Source organism: Streptomyces longhuiensis (assembly GCF_020616555.1).
Lineage (GTDB): Bacteria > Actinomycetota > Actinomycetes > Streptomycetales > Streptomycetaceae > Streptomyces > Streptomyces longhuiensis.
This window is the reverse complement of record NZ_CP085173.1, coordinates 416,089-437,024: the sequence shown is the minus strand read 5'-3', so window position 1 is coordinate 437,024 and position 20,936 is coordinate 416,089. Positions and strand designations below refer to the sequence as shown.

The following is a 20,936-nucleotide window of genomic DNA, read 5'->3' as shown; positions in this document are numbered from 1 at the left end:
CGGCCCGATGACGCCTATGACACTCCGGACTCATGACGCCCCCGCCCCTTGACGCCTATGACGCCCCGGGCCGGCCGGGCTTCATGACATCCCCGGCCTTGTGCCGCCCCGCTGTACGACTGCAGTAAGGAGAAAAACTAGTGAGTCACCGAAAGCCGCGTCCGCGCACTGGCGCACGCACCGCTATGCGCCTGGGCATGCTGACGACTGTCTGTCTGACCGGACTTGCCACTACCGCCCCGGCCGACGCGGTCACAGGGTCGCGGGTCACCGCCGGTGCGGGTATCGCCCTGGACGAGGCACGTTCCCAGGCCAACCCCAGGCACCGGGCCGACTACGACGACGAGTTCACCATCCACCAACTCGGCACCGTCCTCGGCGCCGGCGTTCGCAACCGGGCGATCGCCCGCTCCACCGGCTGCTCACTCGAGCGGCCCTGCCGCTCGGTCGCCCTGTCTTTTCAGGTGGTCACCGCCACCGGCGCCGCACGTCTGAATGCCTCGAACACCAGCAGCGCGGTCAACGACCACTGCCCGGGCTGTCAGACCTTCGCCGGCGCCTACCAGTTCATCGTCTCCACCCCCTACCGCTTCACCCTCACCCAGGCGACCAGGAACCAACTCGCCGTCTATGAACGTCGGTTGGGGGCACTGGAGCGCAGCCGGGAGCCGATCGGCACGGTCAAGAACCACGCCGACACCCTCGCCGCCGAAGTCGTCAGCCTCCTCCAGGACGCGGTGGCCAACACACCCCACGGCCCGGCCGTCAACTCGCTGAACCTCAGGCCCACCGTCACCCTGCGCCGCCACATCGACTAGCACTCCCTGCGCCCCACGACAGCCCATCTGCCACCTCCCGAGTCCGGGAGCAGGCCCCAGCCACCCCCTTCTCGGGTGGGCCTGCCCCCGGACGCCCCCGGGTCCGGGAGCAGGCCCGTCCGCCCCTTCTCGGGTGGGCCTGCCCCTGGACGCCCCCGGGTCCGGGAGCAGGCCCGTCCACCTCCCAGGGTGCGGGCCTGCCCCCGGCCATCTCCCCGGTCCCGGCCTGATCCTCTGGATCCAGGGACCTCGTCTTGTCTTCACTTCGGCATCCGACAGAAGCACACAGACTCATGCGATATCCACCCGAACTGCGCCGCCAGGCCCTGCAGATACTGGCCGACGGTGAACCCGTCAAGAACGTCGCCGCTGCGCTGGGCCTGCCAGGCCCCACTCTCTACCAGTGGCGGCGCCGGCATCTGCCGCATCTGGGCCGCAGCGCACACGCCCCCTCCACCGGGCAGGACCTTGCCGCCGCGCGCCAGCGGATCACACAGCTGGAGACCGAGCTTTCTGCGCTGCGGCGCGTGAGTGAGCTGCTGCGGGAGGTCCTTTCCCCGAAAAGACGGTTCGAGGCAGTACATGTGATGGCCAGGGAGGGCCTGCCGGTGCGGGTGGCCGCGCGGGTCCTGGGGGTGACCGAGTCCGGCTACTTCACCTGGCGTTCCCGCCCGCCCTCCCCACGCGCCCTGCGGCACGCCTGGCTCACCGAACTCATCACGGTCATCCACGCCGCCTCGAACGGCACCTTCGGATACCGGCGCATTCACAGCGAACTCACCCACGGCTACGGCATCACCGTCAGCCACGGCACCGTGGAACTCCTCATGCGCCGCGCCGGCCTCCAGGGAGCGCCGGCCGACCAGCCCTCTCTCACGACAGGAACCGGCCTGTGCCCCTGAACCACCCGACACCGCCCCTGCCCATTGCCGCGCTCCTGCGTGCCCAGATGCGCGCGGACCAGGACCTGCCGGCCTCCCAGGCACACCAGGTGCTGCTGCACTGTGCCCTCGACGCCGCCTGCATCACCCCACGGACCTCCGACCTGCGTGCCATCACCAGCATCGCCGAACTCGACTACCAGGCCGTGGCCACAGTCATCAGATGGCTGAGAACCCTCACCGACAGACGGTGACACATCAGGCGGCCGGTAGGACCACGGTCAGCCCAAGACGGTGAAGCACAAGGAGCCGGGCGCCACCGACGTCAGCTCGAGCCCGGGCTGGTGCCGGTCTGGGTGTCGTGGTCGGGGGTGCTGCGCAGAAGGGACTCCACGAGCGCGGTGACATGACGGCGGTCGGCATCCGACAGCCGCTGCAGACTCGCGATCAACGTGGCGATCTCCGGATCGGCCGCGGAACCGGCACCGTCCTCGAAATACAGATGAATACCGCACGCCTCCGCGGCCGCCCGGCGCACCGCGTCCAGAGGCAGCTCCAGCCCCCTCGCCAAACCCTCCAGGGTGGCCTGCTGCGGCATCCGCGCCACCTGCGCCACGGTCGCCAGATGATGGACCGTCGAACGTGGGATACCACCACGCCGGGCCACATCACCGTAGGACCAGCCCTGTTGCTCCAGCCGGTTCTTCACCAATTCCTGAAGTGCATTGGCCACGAGATCGATTCTCCTTGCTTCTACCGCCCCAGGCAAATGACCACCCAGACGCGACATCCCACCCGCACACGGCATCCCACGACACCAGAATGATCACACAGCCGAACCAGTGCAGACCCCGACAGGCAGCAAGCAGCAAGCCGTCATTCGTGCCGCTGGTTCTCTTCACAGGTCGTGAAGTCAGTTGTTCGCGAGTGTGAGAGGCACCCCGTTTTTAAGGTGAGCCATGGTCGCGAGTCTTTTGGTTCTGGCTCACTTGCCGTGGAGGTCTGACTGACAGCGGTTAACACAATGGGCTGGATCGCTGCTGATGGCCGTGCCTACGTGAGCAGTTGAGCGTTCCGTCTGGTGTGGAGACGTCGCCGTGGGTCGTGCCGGATGAGCTGTGCGACCGTCTGAAGCCGCTGCTGCCGCAGGGCGAACGGTGCTTCCGGCACCCAGGTCGCAAGCCGTTGCCTGACCGGGATGTGTTGTGCGGGATCCTGTATGTGCTGCACACCGGGATCCAGTGGGAGTACCTACCCAAGGAGCTTGGCTTCGGCTCGGGTATGACCTGCTGGCGACGCTTGCGGGACTGGAATGAGGCGGGTGTCTGGCAGGCACTTCACGAAGTCCTGCTCGCCGACCTCAACGCGGCCTCCCGACTGGAGTGGTCCCGTTTCGTCGTCGACTCGTCCCACGTCAGGGCGCTAAAAGGGGGCATCACATGGGCCCGTCGCCAGTTGACCGAGGCCGAGCCGGCTCAAAGCACCACCTGATCACCGACGGGCACGGCACCCCGCACGCGGTCTTGCTCACCGGCGGCAACCGCAACGACGTGACCCAGCTACTGCCCCTGTTCGACACCATTCCACCGATCCGCGGCCGGGTCGGTCGTCCCCGCCACAAACCGGATTCGCTATTCGCTGACCGCGGCTACGACCACGACATCTACCGGGACCAGGTCAGCGATCGAGGCAGCGTGCCGGCGATCGCCCGACGTGGTACTCGGCACGGCAGTGGTCTGGGCACCTACCGGTGGGTCGTCGAAAGGATCTTTGCCTGTTTACACGGCTTCCGACGTCTGTGGATGCCTTGGGAACGGCGGGCCGACATTCCCGAAGCGTTTCTCAAACTCGCCTGCTGCTTGATCACCTACCAACAACTTGGCGTGTTGGGTGGCCCGTAGACGGCTGAGAGCTATCTCCGCTTACTTCAGCGGGTCCGACTTCAGGAAGGTACGCATCTCGATGGCAAGGCGGCGCATGTCTTCTCCAGGGGCATGGAAGGTCGCCATCTCGAAACGCCACTCGTCATCGGGGAGACGGTCATGCAGCCCCCACGTCAACCGGACGTGTGATCCTGCGTGCTCGGCAGCCAGCGTCAAGTCGTCCTCAAGGGAGCGCCAGGTCTTGGTGCCGTTCCAGCCACGAAACTCCTCTGCCAGTTCGGCAAGGAAGACGTCGAGGCCGTCACCGTCCCAGGTCCTCACCGTGACCTCGATCCGCGCCGACTCACCTTGAGCTGTCACGAGGAAGTCGCGCATCACGTCATCTCGCTCTTCCGGGTACGAACGTGTCAGCATGTGGAAGCGCAGGCTGATCGTTCGATGCCGGTCACCTCCGACGCGGACAACCGGGTTGGTCTCGTCTTCCTCCATCACGTGTGCAGGCTACGGACACGAGGCTCCCAGTGACCAGGGGTTTTGTACCTCGTAGCTGACACCCGGTCCGCGGGGGAGCCGAGCGCAGTTTCGACGCGGTCATTCCGTTAGGAGTTGTGAGTGGGATGTCAGTGGCGTGTGGTGGGACGGCCGGACTCTGCTGCCGTAACTGCTGGGAACCCGCCTTGATGCCTGTGTATACGTCTCTGACCCACGCCTTGGCCGAAGCCCTGGTCGATGTCCTGCGGTTCATCGAGAGCTGCGACGACGAGCAGATGGATCCGGACGACGCGGTCAAGGTACTGGAGGGCGTCGGCCACCTGGTCGGCAAGCTGTCGAGCAGTCAGCGGAGCGAGTTCATCGATCTCCTGGGAACGATGGCTGAAGCCGAGTCTGACCCTGCGCGGCGCGCCTTCCTGGAAGGGTTCTCGGAAGGCTTCGGGCTCCTTGATGATGCGGTCTGACCTGCGGCTCACGAGTAGGGCACGACGCGTTTGCGAAGGAGATGGAAGCCTGCCCCGCTGAACATCCGGCGCTTGAGCAATTTGATTCGGATGTCCGCCCCGCGCCACTTCCTCCGCCCGTGGCTGGAGACCGTTGAGAAGTGAGACAGGGCCGTTCGTTACCGTTCGTTACCCAGGGTCCCGGTAGACCGCCAGGACGGCGCCGTTCACCTCGATGCGGCGTTCCTGGATTTTCTCCCCGTATCGCAGTGCGGCCAGGCACTTGCGAAACAGTTCCAGTTCTTGTGTGTCCAGCACCGCGGCGGCCAGATTCATCAGGTCGTCCAGGCTGGCGGGTGTGAGCGCTTCGGGAAGCTCGCCGGAGAGCAGGACCACCGGCTCTCCTGTCCTGTCCCGTACGACGGCCGTCGCAAACGCCCCATGGACGACAAGCACCTGGACCCCCCTCTCTGCCTCATGGAGGTTTCGGGCGGTTCAGGCCCGTGCGACGAGAGGATAGCCCCAATGGAACCTTTTTTAAGGTGATCTGACGCTTCGGCATGCAATAGGCGTAGGTGTCGAGATCGCCGGATCCACCCCCCGACATGCCGCATAGAAGAAACGCCTGATCCTGAGCCGACCGCCCACGTGCGTCGGGTGTGAGGGTCCGTCTGTTCGGTGGGCGGCGAACAGGGTGGGCGCCTCCAACGAGTCCCTCGGCGGCTGGGCCAAGACCTCCACCGACCATGGCTCTGCACCGCCATCGTCGACCGGCTCACCCTCCGGCAGCCTTGTTGGGGCCCCCTTTACCGCCTACTTCCCGCCCCGGAAGCGCTCGGAGAGCCACAGACGCGCGGTCAGGCCTGCGTGTGGTGCGGCGCCAACCTGTGCACACTCGCCGCGGTCGAACTCGGCCAACGCGAAGCCGCCTTTCACGGCACTGTGGCCGCCTGGTTCCCCCGCGGCTGCCGCGCGTGCACCGCCCTGCTCACCTACCCGCAACTGCTCGAGCACAGCACTACGTGCGAGCAGTGCGCCGACGAGGCTGCCCTGTGCCCCGATGCGCGCGACCTGCGGCGGGTGCTGAGGGAGGCCCGCCGGTGAGCGTCGAGGGTGTTCGGTTCTGCTGGTACTGCGACCAGCCGATCGAGCCGGGCCAGAAGATCAGGTCTGTTATGAAGAACTCTCCATCGGCGGGCGGCCTGACGGTCGAGCTGCACGAGGCGTGCGCAGAGAAGGCCCGTTACGTGACGCGGACGCGGACGCGGACGCGGACGCAGCGTTCGCCACTAGAGCGCGTCTCTTTGATCGGTTGGTCTGTTGATCGGGTGTGTCCGTCCGATTAGTGATCACTGATGCGATGTGGGACCGGATCGAGCCGCTGATGCCGGCCGATCCGGTCCGTGGTCGGCGGTGGGCCGATCACCGCCGAACCCTGGAAGCCATCGCGTGGAAGTACCGCACCTGCTCGCCCTGGCGGGACCTGCCCGATGAACTCGGCTCGTTCCAGACCGCCCACAAACGGCTGATCAGGTGGGCCGTGGACGGCACCTGGGAACGCATCCTCGCCGCGGTTCTGGCATCGGCCGAGGGTGCTGACGACATCGGCTGGACCGTGTCGGTGGACTCCACCGTCTGCCGGGCTCACCAGCACGCCGCCGGCGCCAGGAAAAAGGGGCTCCAGGCCGGACCGAACCCGGCGACCATGCGCTTGGACGCTCCCGCGGCGGCCTGAGCACGAAGGTCCACCTCGCCAGCGACGGCCTTGCACGCCCCCTCGCCCTTTGCGTCACCGCAGGCCAAGCTGGCGACGCCCCGGCCTTCGAGACCGTCATGGCCGGCATCCGTGTTCCGCGAAGCGGGCCGGGAAGACCGAGGACCCGACCCGATGCCGTCCTGGCGGACCGCGCGTACTCATCCCGCGCGATCCGAAAACACCTCCGCCGACGTGGAATCCGCGCTGTCATCCCCCAGCCGTCCGACCAACTCGGCCACCGTCTGCGGCGAGGCCGCGCCGGCGGTCGCCCACCGGCTTTCGACGCCGAGGCGTATCGGCAACGCAACGCGGTCGAGCGATGCATCAACCGGCTGAAGCAGTGGCGCGGCCTGGCCATGCGAACGGACAAGCTCGCCATCGCCTACAAGGGCGCACTCCACCTCGCCGCCATCCTCATCTGGGCACGCCGATGACCACGGAACAAGAACCTAGACCCGTTCCAGCGGGCGGTGAGGGGGTGGCGGGGGCTCGACCTGGATGGAATCGTCGGGGCGGACGGTCCCTCCACGGCGGACCACAGCCATGACGCCACACTTGAACGTGAACTCGCCGGACAAGGGGTCCATGGCGAAGACCTCACCGAGCAGCCCCTTGCGGAAGTCGTTGATCTTCGAGCATGGGTTGCGCAGTCCGGTCACCTCAAGTACCGCCTGCTCCCCGAGATGGAGCAGGGCGCCGGTGGGCAGGCCCAACAGGTCCATTCCGCGCGTGGTGATGTTCTCGCCGAGCTGGCCCGCAGAGACCCTATAGCCCTTGAGCGCGAGTTCGTCGAAGAGTTCCTCGGGCATCAGGTGGACCTGGCGCAGGTTGGGCAGGTTCGGCTCGTAGGTCATGCGGAACTGGTGGCGGATTGTCTCACCTGCGTGAACGTCTCCTTCCACTCCGAGCCCCGTGAGCAGCCTGATGGAATCGCGATTGGGCTTGCTGAACGAGTACCCCTCGTTACGGCTCACTGCGGTCACCTGACCAGGCATCACGCCCTCCATCTGTCGTCGTTCTGCGGCCGGTCGATCATAGAGGCGGTGCAAGCAGCCTTGTGAGGGAAGCGTGCAGTGAGCGGACCTCATCCGGCGGATGGGTCATGTCCGGCTCCTGATCGGCACCGTCCCGTCAACGAACGCCAAAGAGACAGCTCCTAGCCCCCGCCGCCGGCGCTTGGAGGTGACCGGCGGCGGGAGAGGGCGGCCGCTCGATGGCGAGCAGTGGAGCGGTCGTCCTGCACGAGATCGCGGAGCGGAACTCCGAGCGCATTGGCGATGCGGATCAGGGCGTCGAGCATCGGGCTCGCGTGGTCCTGCTCGATGCAGTTGACGCCCTGCCCGTCGTCGTAGGAGAGGAAGACAGCTCCGTTAATCGGTGCGAGCTGGGGTGCTGTCCAGGGCCGGGTACACGGACGTAGGGGGTCAAGAGGGCACATCCGGGGCTCCCGTGTACGAGAGGCCCTCCATGGCGGCAGCCGGAAGCGTGCTCACGCAAACGTCGCTGCTGATATCTATCGGGACAGCGCTACGAACGCCCCCTGCCGCCTATCCGGCCTTCCCAGGTCTGGCAGCCGCCCTGCGCTGTGGGGCGGGCTGGTGGCAGGGTGGTCGGTGCCGCGGCGGATCGGGTCGGCGCTCTCCTGGTGGTAGGGGCGCGCAGTGTGGTCGACATCGAACGGAGATGCAGGCCCATGCCATGCCGGTGGCCGAGGACGGTAGATTAGGCATGCCTAAGAAACATCTGCGGCATACGTCTACGCGACTGTAGTCGTCGGCAAGGTGCTATCCGCACTGGTCTGGCTGTGCCGCCCTGGGGTTGTGGGGGGACGGGAGAAGTGCCGAACAAGCGTCGGGACGAGAAGCGTCAGCATGGCGAGCTTGTCGCGGACGTGCTGGCCGTGCTGTGGCAGGCCGGTCAGCCGATGACTGCGCATCAGGTCAATGCCGCCCTCGACAGGGGCCTGGCCAGGACGACGATGGCCACCATCCTGAGCCGTCTCTATGACAAGGGAACGCTGCGCCGGATGCCGGTGGCGCGCGGTTTCGCCTACGAGCCGGTGCAGGACGAGGCGGGACTTGTCGCGGGCCGTATGCGTCGCGAGCTGGAGAGTGATCCCCGCCGTGACCTGGTGCTGAAGCGGTTTGTTTCGTCGCTGTCCGAGGGCGACGAAGAGACGTTGCGACGGCTGCTCCTGGAAGCTGAGGACGAATCCGAGTGACGTACGTGTTGGGCGTGGTCGTTTTCACCCTCGCTTTCCCATGGGGCGGGGTGGCCATTGCAAGACGTCTTGCCTGCAGGCTGCCGCCGCGCTGGGCGTGCTGGGTGCTGACGGGTGCGGCCGTCCTGCTGGCCGGCGCGACGATCTCTGCGCTGGTCGGCTTGTTCCACGTGCCGTTCCTCGCGTCGTTGGAGCAGCTGTCGTTGACGCGTGTGCTTGAGGTGTGGCCGGCGGCGGTTCCGCTGGCCTGTGCGGCTGGAGCGGTGATGCTGGTGCAGCTGGTACTGCTGGCGCGGCGCTGGCTTCAGCACCGTTCGCTGCTCGAACGCGCCTGGCTGTCGGCGGATGAGGGCACCGGTGACGGGGACGTGTTGGTGGTTGCGGGAAGTGACGTGGATGCCTTCGCGCTTCCCGGATACCGGGGGCGCCCTGGCCGGGTTGTGGTGACGTCAGGGATGGTGCGGTCGCTGAAGGCGGGCGAGCGCGAGGTCTTGCTGGCGCACGAGCGGGCTCACCTGGCCGGGCGTCATCATCTGCTGTCGGCAGTGGTCGATCTTGCCGCTGTAGTTCACCCTGCGCTGCGGAGCTTGAGGGAGGCGTTGGTTTTCCACGTGGAGCGATGGGCGGACGAGGATGCCGCCGCGGTCGTGGGGGATCGGCGGATGGCGGCTGCGGCTATCGCCCGGGCGGCTCTGGCCGGGATGTCCCACGGCGGTGTCGGCGGCTATCCGTTGTTGTCGGCGACAAGCGGGCCAGTGCCCCAGCGTGTTGAGGCTCTCCTTCTGCCTGAGCCGGTGATCCCGCGAGGGGGTGGCCGGCGAGCTGTTGTCGCTGCCTTGGCGGGGATGGTGGTCGTTGCGGCGGTAGCGGCTCTTGCGCTGGCTTACGGGCTGCATGAGTACGTGGAGTACGCGGCACGACAGCTGATCGGCTAGCCGACGGGCCGCTCGAGGTTGTGGGGTGGCTCAGCGTGTTGTTCGCTTCCGGCACGGGTTAGTGATCGTGGCTCCTTCATCGGCTGCGTCCAGCGGGCTGGCGAAGAGGTTTCTTGTTGCCGTCGTGCAGGCGCAGACGGACTCGCTGCCGGTGTCGGCATGGATGAGGCGGTGGTGGAGAGTCCGTCTGCGCTGTGTGGCTGTGTGGCTGTGTGGCTGTGGGGGTTCGGCGGTCAGGCTGGGGTGGGGGCAGGCTGGGGTTGTGCAGCGGCGAGCGCGGTGTTGTAGCGGCGCAGCAGCAGCAGCGCGGTGGTGGCGAGGCCGGTGAGGAGTCCGAGCCAGATCCCGACCGTGTCCAGGTTCAGCGCGTAGGCGAGGAGCCATGAGGCAGGCAGTCCGATGGCCCAGTAGCCGATCAGGGTGATGCGGAAGCCGCTCTTGGTGTCGTTCAGGCCGCGCAGGAGACCGACCCCGATGTTCTGGGTGCAGTCGAAGAACTGCAGGAACATGGTGACGATCAGCAGGTGTGTGGCGATGGTGAGGGCCTGGTCGGATCCGGTCTCGAGGAACGGGGCCAGGACAAGGCGGGGCAGGGTGAGGTACACGAGGCCGACAACCGTCATGACGGCCGCCGCGCAGGCGAGGGCGGTGTTCTTGATGCGGCGGGCGCCGTCGTGGTTGCCCAGGGCGAGTTCGCGGCTGACGTTGATGGACGCGGCGTGGGACAGGCCGACGGCGACCTGAAACACGATGTAGACGAGCTGGTTGACGGCGGTGTGCGCGGCGAGCGCGTCGGGTCCGAAGGAGCCGGCCATCAGGGCGGTGACGGAGAAGAAGCCGGCTTCGGAGCCGTAGGTGGCGGCGATCGGGATGCCGAGGCCGAGGAGGCGTTTGGCGGTGGCAGGGTCCGCGCGGGTGATGTCGAGGGTGAGGAGCGGCGCCAGCTCGCTGTCCTTCTTCGCGGCGAGGTAGAGGGCGATGAAAGACAGCAGGTAGACGGTGGAGGTGGAGATGCCCACCCCGGTCAGGCCGAGGCGGGGGAGGCCGAATGCGCCGTGGATGAGTGTCCAGTTGAGTGCGGCGTTGACGGCGATCGAGCCAAGGGTGATCTGCAGGAGTGCCTGGGGGCGTCGCATGCCGACGGTGAACTGGCGGATGGCCTGGAACCACAGGCAGGGGAGCAGGCCTGGGGCGAGCGCGTAGAGCATCGTCTGGGTGAGGCGGACGACGGAGGCGTCCTGGCCGAGCCACGAGAGGAGGTGCCCGATGAGGATCATGACGAGGGCGCCGACGATGCCGGCGAGGGTGGCCACGGCCAGGCTGGCGCGGACGATGGCCCGGACTTCGTCCTGTGCTCCCTCCTTCGAGCCTTCGCCGCTGATGCTGCCGGTGTTGGTGGCTTCGGCTCGTGCGGCTGCGGCGGCGATCTGATTGCCGACGGAGGTGACCAGGCCGACGCCCATGGTGCGGATTTGGTTGAAGATGACGATGGCGAGGCCACCGGCGGCGAGTTCGGTGGTGCCCAGCAGGCCCATCATCACCGTGTCGGTGGTCGTCAGGGCGACCTGCGCGAGCTGGGTGAGGATGAGCGGGATGGCCAGGGCGCCGAGTGTGCGGCTGTCGCGGAGGAGGGTGTTCAGCATGGGTTACCGGTTCCTGCGGAGCTTGGTGAGGTGTTCGTCCACTTCGCGTTCGACCTCGGGGCTGAGGAGGTTGCGCTCGGCCATCCAGTCGTCGTTGAAGACGGTGTCCATGTATTTCTCCCCTCCGTCGTTGATCAAGGCGACCATAGTGGTGCCCGGTGGCAGCAACGGCAGGCGGGTGAGGGCTTCGTAGACGACTCCGCCTGCGGAGCCGCCGATGAGTACTCCAGTGCGGGCGACGGCGCGGCAGGTGGCGAAGGCTTCGATGTCGCCGACCTTGACGCCTTCGTCGATGAGGTCGAAGTCGACCAGTGCGCCGATCTCGGCGCCCTCGGGGGTGCCGGTCCCGGACTGGTAGTAGTCGTGAGCGGGGCCGCCGAAGGCGATGGACCCCTTGGGCTCGACGCCGACGACGGTGAAGTCGGTGATGAGCTTGGCCAGTTCGCGGCCTGTGCCGCACAGACCGCCGCCGGTGCCGACGGCGCCGATGAGGATGTCGATGTCGCCGTCCAGGGCTTCGGCGAGTTCGTGCGCGACGGGGAAGTAGCCGACGCCGTTGGCGGGGTTGTTGTGCTGTTCGGTGAAGATGGTGTTGTCCTGGCCACGGGCCATGTCCTCGGCGAGTTCCTCGCGGGCTGCGGTGGCCAGTTCCTCGGTGCCGTCGTCGACGACATAGACGAGTTCGGTACCCAGGGCTTTCATGGCGCGTAGCTTGTCGACGGCGGCGTGGTTGTCGACGACGGCGGTGAACGTGTAGCCGCGTTCGGCGGCGATCACGGACAGACCAAGACCTGTGTTGCCGGAGGTGGATTCGATGATCCGGCCTCCGGCGCGGAGGTCTCCGCAGGCTTCGGCGGCGTCGATCATTGCGCGGGACATGCGGATTTTCGCGGTGCCTGTGGGGTTGAACATTTCCAGCTTCAGCAGCAGGCGGCTGCCGGTTTCGGTGGTGGCCAGTTCGAGGAGGGGGGTGTAGCCGATCAGGTCGGATATGCGGGAGACCACGGCGGGTCGCTGCAGGGCTCCGGGCATCAGAAGACTCCTGTGAAGGGGACGGCAGGGCGACGGGCGCATGTACTGGCGGTCAGGTGAAGTGGCGGTCGAGGCGCCAGCGCGGGCGGGGGCGGTCGATGTGGTCGATGACCACCTTGGGCGGCAGCGGCAGGTCGTGGAAGGAGGACTCGTTGGAGTCCATCTGGTAGCCGGCCGTGTTGGGGTACAGCAGGAGGTCACCGGGCCCGGGGCGTTGCGGGAAGACGATCTTGCGCCAGGTGAGCATGTCCGATTCCAGGCAGGTGGAAGCGCCGATGCTCGCGGGGAACGCGCCGGTCGGCGCGTTTGGCCGGAGGGGGATCAGCAGCGGGTCGGGGAGGTACTCGCTGTTGAACCACTGCTCGGACAGGCTCAGGCTCGTGCCGTCGACCGTCAGGAGCTGGTAGCCGTCGCGGTCCTTGCTGCCCTGCACGGTGAACACGGTGGCGCCGGCCTGGTCCAGCAGGGCACGGCCCGGCTCCAGCAGAAGTTCGACTCCGGCATCGGTGAGGACCCGGGCGAGGGTGCTGTCGCCGTTCTCGGGCTCGGTTTCCAGCAAGGTGGCCACGGCGTGAGCTTTGGACGCCGGTGAGTGGTACGGGTAGAAGTCCCCGCTCTTGAACGTCTTGCCGGCGTGGAAGTGGGTTGGCTTCTGCGCCTGGAGGAACGTGTGCCAGCTGTCCGCGTCGGTGTAACTGATGGGCAGGCCGCCGCCGATGGAGATCCGGCTGGCTTCCAGGCCCATCACACGTGCTTTCAGGCACTGTTCGACCAGGCGGGCCGCGAGGTCGGCGCGGGGCTCGAGGGCGTAGCCGGACAGGTGGAAGCTGAAGCCTTCCATCCGCAGGGCCTCACCGGCCTCGACACACCGCTGCAGAGCGGTGGTGATTTCGGTGCCGGTCATCCCGAAGCGACTGTGCGGCTGCGCCGGGGGCAGGACACGTAGCAGGATGCGGGCCGGGCGGATCCGTCCGGCCATTGCGGTGGTGATTACCGCGTCGAGTTCATCGAGAGCGTCGACGGCGATCAGGGCACCGTGTGTCACGGCCAGAAGCAGCAGCGCCGGGTCCTTGGCAGGGCCGGTGACCATCAGCTGCTCACCGCGTACTCCGTGACCGAGTGCCTCGCGCAGCTCGGCGGTGGAGGCGACGTCCACGCCGGCACCGTGTGCGGCGGCCTGTTCGACGAAGACGGCTGCCTTATTGGCCTTCTTCGCGAAGTAGACGAAGCCGTCCACGCCGGCCGCGGACAGAGCCGCCCGCATGGCGCGCAGGTTGGTGGCGAAGGCGTCGGGCAGCAGGAAATGGAAGGGTCCGCCGAACGCGTAGGCGAGTTCGGGCAGTACCCCGGATGCCATCACCGCCTCGGTGGCGGCATCGGGCAGGGCCGGCAAGCGGGGCCAGCTTTTGCTGTTCACTGCCACAGGGCCACCTCGGTTCCGAGCTTCTGCTCGGCAGCGAGCTGTGCGAAACGGTGTCCAAGGGCGATGTCGGTGACGACCAGACCGCTGTTGTAGGCGAAGATGCGCTGTTCGGCCGTGGTGCGGGCCCTGGAGACTCCGGAGATGATGACGGGAAGCTCCAGGTCCACGGCGGGCAGGTTGCCGTCGGCGTCGGCCATGTCGGTGCCTGTGACCTGCATTTGGGCTTCGCTGGTGGCGATGACCCGGTCGGCGCGGTGCAGGGTGGAGGGGGACAGGCCGTGGCCGACGAGGATCGCCGTCGCGCCGGGCCGCAGCCAGTCGGCTTCGATTGCGGCGGGCGTGTGGGCGCCGGCAGTCGCGATGACGACGTCGGCTTCGCGCGCGGCGGCCTTCAGGTCGCTGACCAGTTCCACGTCGCGGTCGGTGAAGTGGCGGGCGAGTTCGGCGCGGACGGCGGCGATGCCGTCGGGGTGGGTGCCCGACAGCAGCAGGCGGTCCAGCTGGGGCAGGGTGGTCAGCAGGAACGGCAATGCAAGACGACCCTGGGTGCCGGTGCCGACCACCAGCGCAGTCGAGGCATCCGGGGCGGCGCACTCGCGGGCCAGGAGCGCGGAGACGGCCGGCGTGCGCAGGGATCCGATGCGGGAGCAGTCCATCATCGCGACCGGAAGGCCGGTGACGTCGTCGTAGAGGGTCAGGGTCGTGTAGTAGTGCTGCCTCTCGCGGCTCTCGTGCAGGCCGTGCTTGTACGAGGTCTTGATCGCGACGACCTCGCGGACGCCGTCGCGGCCGAGCATGGCGTATGAGACGGAGTGGCCGTCGGCGGGCTTGACTGTGAGCTTGCGCGGGTTGTCCGACTTGCCTGCCGCCAGGGTGCGATAAGCCTGCTCGACGGTGTCGACGACGTCGGCGAGGGAGATGTCCAGGCCGGCGAGGTCACTGGTGGACAGTACGCGCAAGGTGGTGTCGTCCCGGTCCATGAAGAAGCCCTTTCGAAGTGGGGGAGCGGCGGTTGGGGCGGGCTGGTCAGACGGCCCAGGCGGTCAGGGCGGCCTGCCCGTAGCCGTGCTCGTCGGCCTCGGCACCCGGACGGGTGGGGCGTCCGGGAACGCGTACGGAGGCGCGCTTGAGCCAGCGGTCGGTTCCGTCGTAGCGGGCTTTGAAGGGCACCCTGCCGTGGACGACGATGTCGTTGTCCACGACCAGGACGTCGCCGGGCTCCAGGCTCACCGCGACCGAGACGCGGGCCAGTTCGTCCTCCAGGCGCCGGTATGCCTCACGCCACTCAGCGTCGGCCTCGTCGAGCGGGGTGTAGGCGGGGTCGAACCGCATGGTCAGCCCCTCGGGAGTGCCGAACAGGGTCGGTACGTGCGCGGGGCGTCCGGCGAACTGCTGGGCCTCTTCGTAGGCGTCGTCCGGCAGGATCGGTACGACCGGCCGCTTGAGCTGCTCGACGTCGGCCTCGGAAAGGGCGGTGCGGCGGACACTGGCCGCGGTGGTGGCGATGTTGTCGTTGTTGCGCATGCAACACAGCAGGAGCAAGTGGGCGCGGCCGGGGTGGAATGCGTCCTCGGTGTGGGGCGTGAGCAGGACGGAGCTCGAGGCGCCCGTCTGCTCACTCTCGTGACCGGGTGAGGGCACGATGTTGTGCACGAACCGGCCGTCCTGCTGGCCGTCCCAGGCGATCGGGGTGCCCATCAGTGCGGAGACCAGCAGCAGGACCACGTCCCACAACGCGCCGGCGTCGCCGACCGTCGACCAGTGACCAGGCGTGGGGCCGAGGCCCTCGTCCTCGAGGTGCAGGCCGCGCAGGACGAACAGGCCGTCGGCGGTGTCCACGGGCCGAAGGGTGTGGCGGACCGTGTCTGTGAGCCCGGCGCACGCCTGGGGGAGGGCGGCGAGAAGCTCGGGCGAGGTGGCGGAGCCGTGATCGGCGAGCAGCTTGGCTGCGGCGGTGGCCAGTTCGGCTGCGGCGGTGACGTCGAGAGGGCGTACCGGGGCAGGGCAGGTGGGCACGGTGGCACCTTCCGGGGCAGGACGAATCGAAGCGCGGGCATGCGGCATCGCCGCACCGGCTCGAAAGCGGGGGGAGAGAGGCGTAAATGGTCGGGCGCTGCGCGGCTCGGGGCGCCGCCGGACACCAGGAAAGTAGCAACGCTACTGAGGTAAGGCAACCCTAACTGATGTGATTGACTACATCAACGTAGTCCCATTTTCGGCGAGTCAGCATCTGTCTGACACATCATCAAAACTCTTGCTGAATAGGCGTGTTGAGGAATGCCGGAGCCGCTTCGGCGGCCTCGGCTGCAAGGTGGGGCGGCTTGCGAAGTCTGGCTGACTTCGGTTAGGTAACCCTAAGAACGACCAAGTGCGAACCTGAGACGAGGACTAGACGTGGGCGTCACCAGACGACAGCTGCTGTGGGCCGGCACCGGCATCGGAGCGGCCGGGATTCTTGCAGCCTGCAGTGGCGGCAGTGGGAATTCCAAGGACACGGCAGCCTCTGGTGGGACGCCAGGCAAACCTCGCGCAGGCGGCACTTTGCGAGTGGGGGCACTGGGGCACGCGAGTGCCATCACCCGGGACCCGCACGGCACCCAGGCCAACGAGAGTGACTACCTCATCCTTGCCCTCGTCTTCGACACCCTCACCGTCCCCGGGGCGAAGTCCAACACCGTCCCGCGCCTGGCTGCTTCGTGGGAGTCGTCGGCAGACCTGAAGACGTGGAAGTTCAAGATCGCCAAGGGGGCGGTGTTCCACGACGGCACCCCGGTGACCGCCGAGGACGTGGTGTGGTCGCTGAAGCGACTGCGCAACACCCCCTCCGGCGCGGCCCGTCTGCCCGGTATCCAGGCCAAGAACATCCGCGCCCAGGGCGCGGACACGGTCGTGGTCGTCTCCGACTACGCCAACGCCGAATTCCCCCTCATGACACGCTTCGCGTCCTTCGTGATGAAGAAGGACACCAAGGACTCCGCGATAGCCAAGGCGCCCGGCACCGGCCCGTTCAAGCTGGACTGGTTCCGGGGCGGCAACGCGCGCCTTGTACGCAACGACAAGTGGTACGGCGGCACGGTGCACCTCGACGCGATCGAAGTCACCATGTTCGAAACCCCGCAGGCGATGGCGAACGCTCTGCTCGCCGGGCAGATCGACCTTGCCTCCAACGCCGGTGCCCTAGCCGCCCGCACCGCCGAGTCCCGCAAGGACGTCCAGGTGCTGCGCCGCCCGAACGACATGGCGATGCCGATCGTCATGCGGACCGCCAAGGGCAGCCCCTTCGCGGACGAACGGGTGCGTGAGGCGATGCGCCTGGTCGTGGACCGCGAGGCCATGGTCAAGCAAGTCCTGTCCGGGTACGGCACGGTCGCCAACGACATCCTGGGAACTGGCGACCCCGAGTACGCCAAGGCCATCCCACAGCGCAAGCGCGACCTCGCCAAGGCCAAGAAGCTGCTGAAGGACGCGAACTTCGACCTGTCGAAGACGTACGAACTGGTCACCACCGAGGACATCTCCGGACTCGCGGACTCCGCGACCCTGTTCGCCAACCAGGCCCGCGAAGCCGGGATCAAGATCAAGGTCGTCAAGCAGGAGTCCGGCGCATTCTGGGAGAAGACCTGGAAGTCCGGCGACTTCTACACCAGTTACTGGGGCACCAACGACTCGGTGATCTTCTTCGCCTCCAAGACGATGGTCAGCGAGGCGGGCCAGAACGAGGCCGGATGGGCCGACGCCGGCTTCGACGCCGCCTACCGCAAGGCCATCAGCAGCGCAGACCCCAAGAAGCGCACTGCGGCGCTGAAGGATCTCCAGCAGATCGAGCACGACCGCTCCGGCTACCTGCTGTGGGGCATGGCCGACGGAATCGACCTCGCAGCCGCGAAGGTGCAGAACCTGCCCAAGCTCGCCGGCTACGGACGCGTCCAGCTCGAAGGCGTGTGGCTGCGTTGAGCCAGACGGCCAAGACCGGCCCGGTGGCCGCCCCCGGCACGGGGGCGGCCACCGACCCACGCCGGGCCGCACACATCGCGGTGCGGATCGCGGGGACGGCAGGACGCCGCATCCTGATGCTCATCGTCCTGCTGGCCATGGTGTTCGCGGCAGTTGAGATTCTGCCGGGGGACGCGGCCGGCGCATCGGCCGAGCGCGGGGAGAGCGCGGCAGACCTCGCCGCCCGGCGGCATCTGCTGGGCCTGGACCGACCGTTGTGGGCGCGGTTCGCCCACTGGATGACCGCGCTCCCGACCGGTGACCTCGGTACATCCGCCCGCGGGCAGAAGGTCACCGAGCTGCTCGCCGACCCGCTGCCCAACACCCTCGTCCTGGCCATGACCGCGTTCGCGATCACGGTAGTGCTGTCCCTGCTGCTGGGATGTTGGGCCGCCGCCCGCCCCGGCCGCCCGACCGACCGGATCATCTCCCACACCTCGACAGCCGCGTTCGCCGTGCCCGAGTTCGTGGTCTCGGCCGCGCTGCTGCTGGTGCTGTCCCTGTGGACAGGCTGGCTGCCCGCCGTCACTGTGACCGGCGGCGACGGAAAACCCGCGTCCTGGACCATGCTGATCATGCCGGTCCTCGCCCTGGTCATCCCTCAGGCCGGGTGGAACACCCGTGTCGTGCGCGGCGCACTGGCCGACCAGGCATCGACCCCACACGTGGAAGCCGCCCATCTGGACGGCCTGCCCCTGCACCACGTCCTGCTGCGCCACCAGCTGCCCGGCGCTGTCCCCGCGATCGCCACCGGCATGGCCACCTCCACCGGCCTGCTGTTCGGCGGCGCTGTCGTGGTGGAGACCCTGTTCAACTACCCCGGAATCGGCAGCGTCCTGGCCGGGGCGGTCGCCGCGCGTGACACACCACTGATCGCCGGCGTCGTCATCTGTGCTGGTGCCGTCGTCAGCCTCGTACTGCTGGCCGCCGACCTCATTCGCTACGCCGTCCTGGGAGCGCGCGCATGACCGCCGTCCTGCCCCTGGCCGCACGCCGGCCGTCCCGCCGGGTGAAGACCACCGCACTCGTACTGATCGCGGCCCTGCCGCTGCTCCTCGCGGTTGCCGGACCCCTTGTCGCCCCGCACGCCATCGACACCCCCGTCACCGCACCGTTCGCCACCCCCGGCGACGGTGCCCTGCTGGGCGGGGACCAGCTCGGCCGCGATGTGCTCAGCCGCGTTCTGCACGGCGGCACCCTCCTCATCGCGGGTGCCCTGCTCGTCGCCGTCGTCACCACCCTGGCCGCCACATTGATCGGCTGCATCGCCGTGCTGCGGCCCGGACTTGGCCGAGCTGTCGAGCGCAGCGCGGACGTCGCGATCCTCCTGCCGCCCCTGCTGGGCATCATGCTCATTGCTCTCGCCTGGCCCGGCGGAGGACGCTGGGCCGTGGTCGCTGCCGCCATCATCCTCGGTGTGCCCTACGCGGTCCGGGTCGTCGCAGCCGCCGCGTCCCCCCTCGCCACGGCTGGTTACGTCGAAGCGGCCCTGGGCCGCGGCGAGCCCACGCCCTACATCGCGCTGCGCGAGATCCTGCCCAACCTCCGCGCCACCGTCCTCACCCTGTTCGGACTCCGCTTCGTCGAAGCCGTCTACGTCATCTCCATGGCCGGATTCCTCCAGATAGGCCCCCAGCCGCCCGCCTCCGACTGGTCGCTGATGGTCCGTGAGAACGCCTCCGGCATCCTCCTCAACCCCTGGGCCGTCATCGCCCCCAGCCTGGCCATCGCCCTGCTGGCCATCGCCGTCAACCTGGTCACTCTCTGCCTGGCCCCCGACACCACAGCGAAGGCGGTGACCCGCTCATGAGTGAACTCGCCCCTGCCGACCCCACCGCTCCCACCCCTCAACGCATGACCGAGGCGCCCCTCGTCACCATCACCGGCCTCGAAATACGCCTGCCCGACGGGCCCGTCCTGCTGCCCGAGACCACCGCACGCATACACGCCGGGCAGGTCACCGCCCTCATGGGCGCTTCCGGATCAGGCAAGACGACCCTGCTGCGCGCCTTGATCGGACACCTTCCCCCCGGCGCCGCCACGACCGGAACCCTGGATGTCCTCGGCCGCACGCCGCACCAGCTGCCGGCCGACGAACTGCGCACACTGCGCCGCACCGCCGTCGCCTACGTCGGCCAGGACCCAGGCTCCGCCCTTAACCCCCGCATGACCGCCCGCCGCCTGGTCGCCGAACTCGCCACCGACCCGTCCGAGGAGAACGTTCTCGAGCTGCTGGCCGAATGCCGTCTGCCCGTCGACACCGGGATTGCCAGCCGCAGGCCCACCGCCCTGTCCGGCGGCCAGCAACGACGCGTCGCGCTCGCCCGCGCCCTCGCCCGCACCCCCAAGATCCTCCTCCTGGACGAGCCCACCGCCGGACTCGACGCCGCGGTCCGCGACGAGATCGCCCACCTGCTGCGTCACCTCGCCGCCAGCCGGAACCTCGCCGTCATCATCGCCACCCACGACCCGCATCTGGTTGAGACCTGCGCGGACCGCACAATTCGACTGACGACCAAGAGTGCCCCCGCACTGCGTGCGGTCTTCGACCAGTCCACCACTGAAGACGGCGCGCACGACACGCCCCCCGGCGACGGCATCACCGGGCAATCGATCGAGGCCTACTTCGGCAACGGGCGCCAGCGGCGCCCGGTCCTGACCGACGTCGCATTCACCGCCGTGCCCGGCTCGGCCACGGCCATCATCGGCCTGTCCGGATCCGGCAAGACCACCCTCCTGCGTGTCCTGGCCGGACTTCATCCCGCCCACACCGGGCACCTGACTTTCGACGGCCATCCGCTCGCCCCCCGGGTGCAGCGCCGCACCCGGGAACAACAGCGCCGCATCCAGCTCGTCCCCCAAAATCCCCTTGCCGCGCTCAACCCCCGGCGCACCGTCGCCCAGCAGTTGACCCGGCCCCTTCGCCTGCACGCGGACCTGCCCAAGAGTGTCCGCCCCGAGCGCGTCGTCGAACTCCTCGCCCAGGTCGACCTTCCCGCCGACTACGCCGACCGCTACCCCGCCGAACTGTCCGGTGGACAACGCCAGCGCGTCTCCATCGCCCGTGCGCTGGCCGCCGACCCCGACATCCTGCTCTGCGACGAGGTCACCTCCGCCCTCGACACCGAAACCGCCAACGGCATCATGGACCTCCTCACCCGCCTGCGCGCCGAACACCGGATGACTCTGGTCGTGGTCTCCCACGAACATCACCTGGTCGCCCGCTACACCGACACCGTCCACCTGCTCGACGCAGGCCACATCACGGACCAGGGCCCGACCGCAAGCCTCCTGCCTGCCCAGGCCACATAGTGAAGGTGCCTTAGCCCCGGTCCGGCGCACGGATGATCTCGGGGCACAGTGCGGGGCGCATCGGCTGCACGTCCCCTCCTCGTAGGAACTGGCGCGCGGTTTGC

General features: G+C 68.0%; 21 protein-coding genes. 12 read left to right on the top strand and 9 right to left on the bottom strand.

Going from position 1 to position 20,936, the window contains the following annotated elements; all coding sequences use genetic code 11:
• Positions 1 to 197 precede the first annotated feature (197 nt).
• The 3 genes from LGI35_RS02190 (at position 198) to LGI35_RS02180 (ending at position 1,953) form a co-directional block, all read left to right on the top strand.
• Positions 198 to 818, top strand: a complete 621-nt coding sequence (locus LGI35_RS02190) for a hypothetical protein (protein ID WP_227291886.1) — start codon at positions 198 to 200, stop codon at positions 816 to 818.
• A gap of 293 nt (positions 819 to 1,111) precedes the next feature.
• Positions 1,112 to 1,720: an IS3 family transposase gene (locus LGI35_RS02185; protein ID WP_227291885.1), complete on the top strand. Its 609-nt coding sequence runs from the start codon at positions 1,112 to 1,114 to the stop codon at positions 1,718 to 1,720.
• Positions 1,711 to 1,953, top strand: coding sequence for a hypothetical protein (locus tag LGI35_RS02180; RefSeq protein ID WP_227291884.1), 243 nt, complete (start codon positions 1,711 to 1,713; stop codon positions 1,951 to 1,953). The genes LGI35_RS02185 and LGI35_RS02180 overlap by 10 nt, the downstream gene beginning before the upstream one ends.
• A 71-nt stretch (positions 1,954 to 2,024) precedes the next feature.
• Here LGI35_RS02180 and LGI35_RS02175 read toward each other — a convergent pair whose 3' ends face one another.
• Positions 2,025 to 2,432 carry a helix-turn-helix domain-containing protein gene (locus LGI35_RS02175; RefSeq protein WP_227291883.1) on the bottom strand — a complete coding sequence of 136 codons (408 nt, stop codon included), beginning with the start codon at positions 2,430 to 2,432 and terminating at the stop codon, positions 2,025 to 2,027.
• A 350-nt stretch (positions 2,433 to 2,782) separates the two neighbouring features.
• On the opposite strand from LGI35_RS02175, the gene LGI35_RS02170 reads away from it, so the two are divergent.
• Positions 2,783 to 3,600, top strand: a protein-coding gene (locus tag LGI35_RS02170; protein WP_227291882.1) for an IS5 family transposase whose coding sequence is annotated in 2 segments (ribosomal slippage) — positions 2,783 to 3,106 and positions 3,109 to 3,600 — 816 coding nt in all. Because the reading frame shifts where the segments join, the coding sequence is not laid out codon by codon here.
• Between the two features lie 21 nt (positions 3,601 to 3,621).
• Here the strand turns inward: LGI35_RS02170 and LGI35_RS02165 are convergent.
• The gene (locus LGI35_RS02165) at positions 3,622 to 4,071 is read right to left on the bottom strand and encodes a DUF6228 family protein (RefSeq protein ID WP_341483493.1); all 450 of its coding nucleotides are present in this window, start codon (positions 4,069 to 4,071) and stop codon (positions 3,622 to 3,624) included.
• Positions 4,072 to 4,292: 221 nt separating this feature from the next.
• On the opposite strand from LGI35_RS02165, the gene LGI35_RS02160 reads away from it, so the two are divergent.
• Positions 4,293 to 4,538, top strand: coding sequence for a hypothetical protein (locus tag LGI35_RS02160; protein ID WP_227291880.1), 246 nt, complete (start codon positions 4,293 to 4,295; stop codon positions 4,536 to 4,538).
• Between the two features lie 168 nt (positions 4,539 to 4,706).
• On the opposite strand, the gene LGI35_RS02155 is transcribed toward LGI35_RS02160, so the two are convergent.
• Positions 4,707 to 4,913 carry a hypothetical protein gene (locus LGI35_RS02155; protein WP_227291879.1) on the bottom strand — a complete coding sequence of 69 codons (207 nt, stop codon included), beginning with the start codon at positions 4,911 to 4,913 and terminating at the stop codon, positions 4,707 to 4,709.
• A 964-nt stretch (positions 4,914 to 5,877) separates the two neighbouring features.
• On the opposite strand from LGI35_RS02155, the gene LGI35_RS02150 reads away from it, so the two are divergent.
• Positions 5,878 to 6,707 (top strand): IS5 family transposase gene (locus tag LGI35_RS02150; protein ID WP_423835767.1). Its coding sequence is split into 2 segments (ribosomal slippage): positions 5,878 to 6,204 and positions 6,207 to 6,707, totalling 828 coding nucleotides; the frame shifts between segments, so codons are not numbered across the junction.
• A 15-nt stretch (positions 6,708 to 6,722) separates the two neighbouring features.
• On the opposite strand, the gene LGI35_RS02145 is transcribed toward LGI35_RS02150, so the two are convergent.
• Entirely contained in the window at positions 6,723 to 7,268 is a 546-nt protein-coding gene (locus LGI35_RS02145; RefSeq protein WP_227291877.1) for an MOSC domain-containing protein, read from the bottom strand.
• Positions 7,269 to 8,110: 842 nt separating this feature from the next.
• On the opposite strand from LGI35_RS02145, the gene LGI35_RS02140 reads away from it, so the two are divergent.
• Entirely contained in the window at positions 8,111 to 8,494 is a 384-nt protein-coding gene (locus LGI35_RS02140; protein WP_227291876.1) for a BlaI/MecI/CopY family transcriptional regulator, read from the top strand.
• Entirely contained in the window at positions 8,491 to 9,429 is a 939-nt protein-coding gene (locus LGI35_RS02135; RefSeq protein WP_227291875.1) for a M56 family metallopeptidase, read from the top strand. Before LGI35_RS02140 ends, LGI35_RS02135 begins: the two co-directional genes overlap by 4 nt.
• Positions 9,430 to 9,662: 233 nt before the next feature.
• Here the strand turns inward: LGI35_RS02135 and LGI35_RS02130 are convergent, their stop codons facing one another.
• The 5 genes from LGI35_RS02130 to LGI35_RS02110 are packed head-to-tail and all read right to left on the bottom strand — an operon-like array spanning position 9,663 to position 15,543.
• Positions 9,663 to 11,072, bottom strand: coding sequence for an MATE family efflux transporter (locus LGI35_RS02130; protein WP_227291874.1), 1,410 nt, complete (start codon positions 11,070 to 11,072; stop codon positions 9,663 to 9,665).
• A 3-nt stretch (positions 11,073 to 11,075) separates the two neighbouring features.
• Positions 11,076 to 12,104, bottom strand: a complete 1,029-nt coding sequence (locus LGI35_RS02125) for a cysteine synthase family protein (RefSeq protein ID WP_227291873.1) — start codon at positions 12,102 to 12,104, stop codon at positions 11,076 to 11,078.
• A 52-nt stretch (positions 12,105 to 12,156) separates the two neighbouring features.
• Complete coding sequence (locus LGI35_RS02120) at positions 12,157 to 13,527, bottom strand: Y4yA family PLP-dependent enzyme (protein WP_227291872.1); 1,371 nt, start codon at positions 13,525 to 13,527, stop codon at positions 12,157 to 12,159.
• Entirely contained in the window at positions 13,518 to 14,507 is a 990-nt protein-coding gene (locus LGI35_RS02115) for an ornithine cyclodeaminase family protein (RefSeq protein ID WP_227291871.1), read from the bottom strand. Before LGI35_RS02115 ends, LGI35_RS02120 begins: the two co-directional genes overlap by 10 nt.
• A gap of 46 nt (positions 14,508 to 14,553) precedes the next feature.
• Positions 14,554 to 15,543, bottom strand: coding sequence for a TauD/TfdA family dioxygenase (locus LGI35_RS02110; RefSeq protein ID WP_227291870.1), 990 nt, complete (start codon positions 15,541 to 15,543; stop codon positions 14,554 to 14,556).
• 378 nt (positions 15,544 to 15,921) lie between these two features.
• On the opposite strand from LGI35_RS02110, the gene LGI35_RS02105 reads away from it, so the two are divergent.
• From LGI35_RS02105 to LGI35_RS02090, 4 genes are read left to right on the top strand one after another with little or no spacing between them, the layout of a single operon-like run.
• Positions 15,922 to 17,481, top strand: coding sequence for an ABC transporter substrate-binding protein (locus LGI35_RS02105; protein WP_227291869.1), 1,560 nt, complete (start codon positions 15,922 to 15,924; stop codon positions 17,479 to 17,481).
• Positions 17,478 to 18,488 carry an ABC transporter permease gene (locus tag LGI35_RS02100; RefSeq protein ID WP_227291868.1) on the top strand — a complete coding sequence of 337 codons (1,011 nt, stop codon included), beginning with the start codon at positions 17,478 to 17,480 and terminating at the stop codon, positions 18,486 to 18,488. The genes LGI35_RS02105 and LGI35_RS02100 overlap by 4 nt, the downstream gene beginning before the upstream one ends.
• Positions 18,485 to 19,330 carry an ABC transporter permease gene (locus LGI35_RS02095; RefSeq protein ID WP_227291867.1) on the top strand — a complete coding sequence of 282 codons (846 nt, stop codon included), beginning with the start codon at positions 18,485 to 18,487 and terminating at the stop codon, positions 19,328 to 19,330. The genes LGI35_RS02100 and LGI35_RS02095 overlap by 4 nt, the downstream gene beginning before the upstream one ends.
• Positions 19,327 to 20,832 carry an ABC transporter ATP-binding protein gene (locus LGI35_RS02090; protein WP_227291866.1) on the top strand — a complete coding sequence of 502 codons (1,506 nt, stop codon included), beginning with the start codon at positions 19,327 to 19,329 and terminating at the stop codon, positions 20,830 to 20,832. The genes LGI35_RS02095 and LGI35_RS02090 overlap by 4 nt, the downstream gene beginning before the upstream one ends.
• Positions 20,833 to 20,936 lie beyond the last annotated feature (104 nt).